The following is a 3,957-nucleotide window of genomic DNA, read 5'->3' as shown; positions in this document are numbered from 1 at the left end:
GCTAGCAGAGGTTCCTAGGGAGTGACGGGAGTGTCGGGGGCGAAGCGGGTGACGGGGCCAGGGCCCGGGGGGCTCAGCCCTCGAGGTTCGCCTTCAGGGTCGCGAGTTCATCGCTCATCTGGCTCGGCAGCTTGTCGCCGAACTTGGCGAGCCACTCCTCGATGAGGCCCAACTCGGTGGCCCACTCCTCGGCGTTGACTTCGAGCGCCTTGGCGACCTGCTCCTCGGTCATGTCCAGGCCGGTGGTGTCGAGCGCGCCGGGGGCCGGGACGATGCCGACCGGGGTGTCGACGCCTTCGCCGCTGCCGTCGAGACGCTCGATGATCCACTTCAGGACACGAGCGTTGTCGCCGAAGCCCGGCCACAGGAAGGAGCCGTCCTCGCGGTCGCGCCGGAACCAGTTGACCTGGTAGATCTTCGGCAGCTTGGCGGCATCGGCCTGCTTGCCGATCTCCAGCCAGTGGTTGACATAGTCGCCGGCGTTGTAGCCGATGAAGGGCAGCATCGCCATCGGGTCGCGGCGCACGACGCCGACCGCGCCGACGGCGGCGGCCGTGGTCTCGGACGAGAGGGTCGCGCCGACGAAGACGCCGTGGTTCCAGTCGCGGGTTTCGTAGACCAGCGGAACGGTGGTCTTGCGGCGGCCGCCGAAGAGGATGGCGTCGATCGGGACACCATTCGGCTCGTCATACTCATCGGCCATCATCGGGCACTGCTTGGCGGGGGTGCAGAAGCGGCTGTTGGGGTGGCTGGAGACGACGCCAGACTCGGGGGTCCAGTCGTTGCCCTTCCAGTCGGTGAGGTGGGCCGGCTTCTCGTCGGTCATGCCCTCCCACCAGACGTCGCCGTCATCGGTGAGCGCGACATTGGTGAAGATCGAATTGCCCTGCTCGACGGTGCGCATGGCGTTGGGGTTGGTGTTCTCGCCGGTGCCGGGCGCGACGCCGAAGAGACCGAACTCGGGGTTGACGGCATACAGCCGGCCGTCCTTGCCGAAACGCATCCAGGCGATGTCATCGCCGACCATCTCGGCCTCCCAGCCCTCGAGGGTGGGGTCGATCATCGCGAGATTGGTCTTGCCGCACGCGCTCGGGAAGGCGCCGGCGATGTAGTGCTTCGAGCCGGTGGGCGAGGTGAGCTTGAGGATGAGCATGTGCTCGGCCATCCACATCTCGTCGCGCGCCATGGCAGAGGCGATGCGCAGGGCATAGCACTTCTTGCCGAGCAGCGCGTTGCCGCCATAGCCGGAGCCATAGGACCAGATCTCGCGGGTCTCGGGGAAGTGCGCGATGTACTTGGTGTCGCTGCACGGCCACTTCACGTCAGCCTTGCCGTCGGTGAGCGGGTAGCCGACCGAGTGCAGACACTTGACGAAGCTCGCCTGCTGCTCCTCCATCGCGCGCAGGACGGGCTCGCCGATGCGGGCCATGATCTTCATCGAGACGACGACATAGGCGGAGTCGGTGATCTCCACGCCATACATCGGCTGGTCGGCGTTCAGGTGGCCCATGACGAAGGGGATGACGTACATCGTGCGGCCGGTCATGCACCCCTTGTAAAGGTCGGTCATGATGCCCTTGAGCTCAGCCGGGGCCATCCAGTTGTTCGTAAAGCCCGCATCCTCCTCCTTCTCGGAGGCGATGAAAGTCCGGTCCTCGACGCGCGCGACATCGCTGGGGTCGCTGGCCGCCCAGTAGGAGTTGGGCTTCTTGCTCTCGTCCAGCTTGACGAAGGTGCCGGCGGCGACGAGTTCGTCGTTGAGGCCTTGGATCTCCTCGTCGGATCCGGTGATCCACACAACCTTGTCGGGGGTGGTCAGGGCGGCGACCTCATCGACCCACGCCTGCAGGGCCGCGTTGGTCGTGCCGGTGGTGGCTGATGTGGCTGTCATGAGCGTCCTCCATGGTCATGGGGCCTGGGCGCCCCACGTCGTGCCGCCAGCGGTTCCGGACAGTTCCCGGAATGAGCCATCAGACGGCCTGATCCAACGATACGGAGGCTCCGCAAGGCCCCTCGCCATGGAAACGTTTACGCGGCTGTGGAACGTCTCACAAGCGCTTCCGACCAGGCTGTATGCCGCGCGCTCCCCCGCGATTTCGTCCCCGCGGCGCCGGGCGCTAAGATCGTCGACTGTCGCTCGGCACGCCGAGACGGCCGGCGCCCGTAGCTCAACGGATAGAGCATCTGACTACGGATCAGAAGGTTAGGGGTTCGAATCCCTTCGGGCGCGCTCTGTGTTGAGACAGGCGACCAGGCCCCTGAACTGCAGTGATGCGGGCAGGGGCCTTGCTCGTCTTCGAGGCGTTCCGGCCGACCTGGCCAGGGGATGGGCCCAAAAATGGGCCCATCAACGAGCGCAGGGGCGCGACAGTGGGACTGCTGCACCGATAGGTGACAACCGATCTGTGGCGTTGTGAGGCGCTGCTGGAAGGATGCACACCGTGCCCAAGCCCTATCCCCAGGAGTTCCGCGACGACGTCGTGCGAGTGGCTCGTCAGCGTGAGGACGGCGTCACGTTGAAGCAGGTCGCCAAGGACTTCGGGATCTCGGAGTCGTGTCTGACGAACTGGATGACCCAGGCCGACCGCGACGCCGGGATCAAGGCCGGCGCTGATCGTGAGGAACTGGCCGATCTGCGTGAGCTCAAGCGGCGCAACCGGCTGCTGGAGCAGGAAGTCGAGGTCCTTCGGCGGGCGGCGCTGGCCGTCGACGGATCCCCGTGACGGTGACGTGCCGGGTGCTGAAGTTCGCGCGGGCTCCGTACTACCGGTGGCTCGAGGCACCCGTCACCGACGCCGACCTCGTGGCCGCCTACCGCGCGAACGCCCTGTTCGACGCTCACCGCGACGACCCGGAGTTCGGGTACCGCTACCTGCACGACGAAGCGGGCGATGCCGGGGAGGTCATGTCGGCACGGACCGCGTGGCGGCTGTGCTCCAGCCAGGGCTGGTGGTCGGCCTTGGCAAGCCCAAGCGGGGCGCTTCCAAGCGGCCGGGTCCGCCAGTGCACGACGACCGCTGTGCCGTGACCGACAAGCACGGCGTGACCCGCCACGTGTTCACCGCCGACGCCCCGAACCGGCTGTGGCTGACCGACATCACCGAGCACTGGACCGGTGAGGGGAAGCTGTACCTGTGCGCGGTCAAGGACGTCTACTCAAACCGCATCGTCGGGTACTCGATCGACTCGCGGATGAAGTCGCACCTCCCGGTGGCCGCCCTGGCGAACGCCGCTGCACGCCGCGGTGACGTCGCCGGCTGTGTTGTCCACTCCGACAGGGGGTCTCAGTTCCGAGCGCGAAAGTACGTCCACGCCCTGAACCGTCACGACATGGTCGGCTCGATGGGTCGGGTCGGCTCCTGCGGCGACAACGCCGCCATGGAGAGCTTCTTCTCCCTGCTGCAGAAGAACGTCCTGAACCGGCGGTCCTGGGCCACCCGCCAAGAGCTCCGCATCGCGATCGTCACCTGGATCGAACGGACCTACCACCGCCGCCGTAGGCAGGAGGGACTGCTGAAGGTTTGATTGACACTGCGGGTGTGGTGATTCAGGCCGCGTTCGCGGGCCAGTAGATGGTCTCAAACTCGATCGGTGTGGTTTTGCCCAGGGCGCGCTGGCGTCGGCGGCGGTGGTAGGTGCGCTCGATCCAGGTGACGATCGCCAGGCGGAGCTCGGCGCGGGTGGTCCAGGACCGCCGGTTCAGGACGTTCTTCTGGCCGCGCTCAAGGTCCTCTACCTCGTGACCCGCGGCATGGACCCCAAGGGCACCGGTCAGGCACGATGGACCATTCGCTGGAAGCCAGCCCTGAACGCGTTCGCCGTCACCTTCGCCGACCGCATTCCCGCAGCAGAGAACCTCTAACAATGAACGTCAGAAACACCGTTAGTCGGACTTACATGCTGGTATGGCGTGCGCGGGGGTCGTGACCCTGAATCTGACTGGTGTCCTGCTGGATT

Annotated in this window: 1 protein-coding gene, 1 tRNA gene and 3 pseudogenes; 3 read left to right on the top strand and 2 right to left on the bottom strand. The window is 66.3% G+C overall.

Going from position 1 to position 3,957, the window contains the following annotated elements:
• Positions 1 to 73: 73 nt before the first annotated feature.
• Positions 74 to 1,891, bottom strand: a complete 1,818-nt coding sequence (locus tag ABD225_RS00995; RefSeq protein WP_344079949.1) for a phosphoenolpyruvate carboxykinase (GTP) — start codon at positions 1,889 to 1,891, stop codon at positions 74 to 76.
• A 266-nt stretch (positions 1,892 to 2,157) separates the two neighbouring features.
• On the opposite strand from ABD225_RS00995, the gene ABD225_RS00990 reads away from it, so the two are divergent.
• Together ABD225_RS00990 and ABD225_RS00985 are read left to right on the top strand one after the other, a co-directional pair.
• A tRNA-Arg gene (locus ABD225_RS00990) sits at positions 2,158 to 2,230 on the top strand.
• A 211-nt stretch (positions 2,231 to 2,441) separates the two neighbouring features.
• Positions 2,442 to 3,525: pseudogene (locus tag ABD225_RS00985) on the top strand (IS3 family transposase).
• 22 nt (positions 3,526 to 3,547) lie between these two features.
• On the opposite strand, the pseudogene ABD225_RS00980 reads toward ABD225_RS00985, so the two are convergent.
• A pseudogene (locus tag ABD225_RS00980) lies at positions 3,548 to 3,715 on the bottom strand (IS3 family transposase); the annotation flags it as partial.
• On the opposite strand from ABD225_RS00980, the pseudogene ABD225_RS00975 reads away from it, so the two are divergent.
• Positions 3,716 to 3,862, top strand: a pseudogene (locus tag ABD225_RS00975) (IS256 family transposase); the annotation flags it as partial.
• Positions 3,863 to 3,957 lie beyond the last annotated feature (95 nt).

It is taken from the genome of Nostocoides veronense, assembly GCF_039531185.1.
Lineage (GTDB): Bacteria > Actinomycetota > Actinomycetes > Actinomycetales > Dermatophilaceae > Nostocoides_A > Nostocoides_A veronense.
The sequence above is the reverse complement of the archived record's forward strand: the minus strand, read 5'-3'. Positions and strand labels throughout refer to the sequence as shown.

Coding starts and splice junctions, on each gene's coding strand:
- ABD225_RS00995 (WP_344079949.1), bottom strand. CDS start 1,891: ATGACAGCCACATCAGCCACCACCGGCACGACCAACGCGGCCCTGCAG.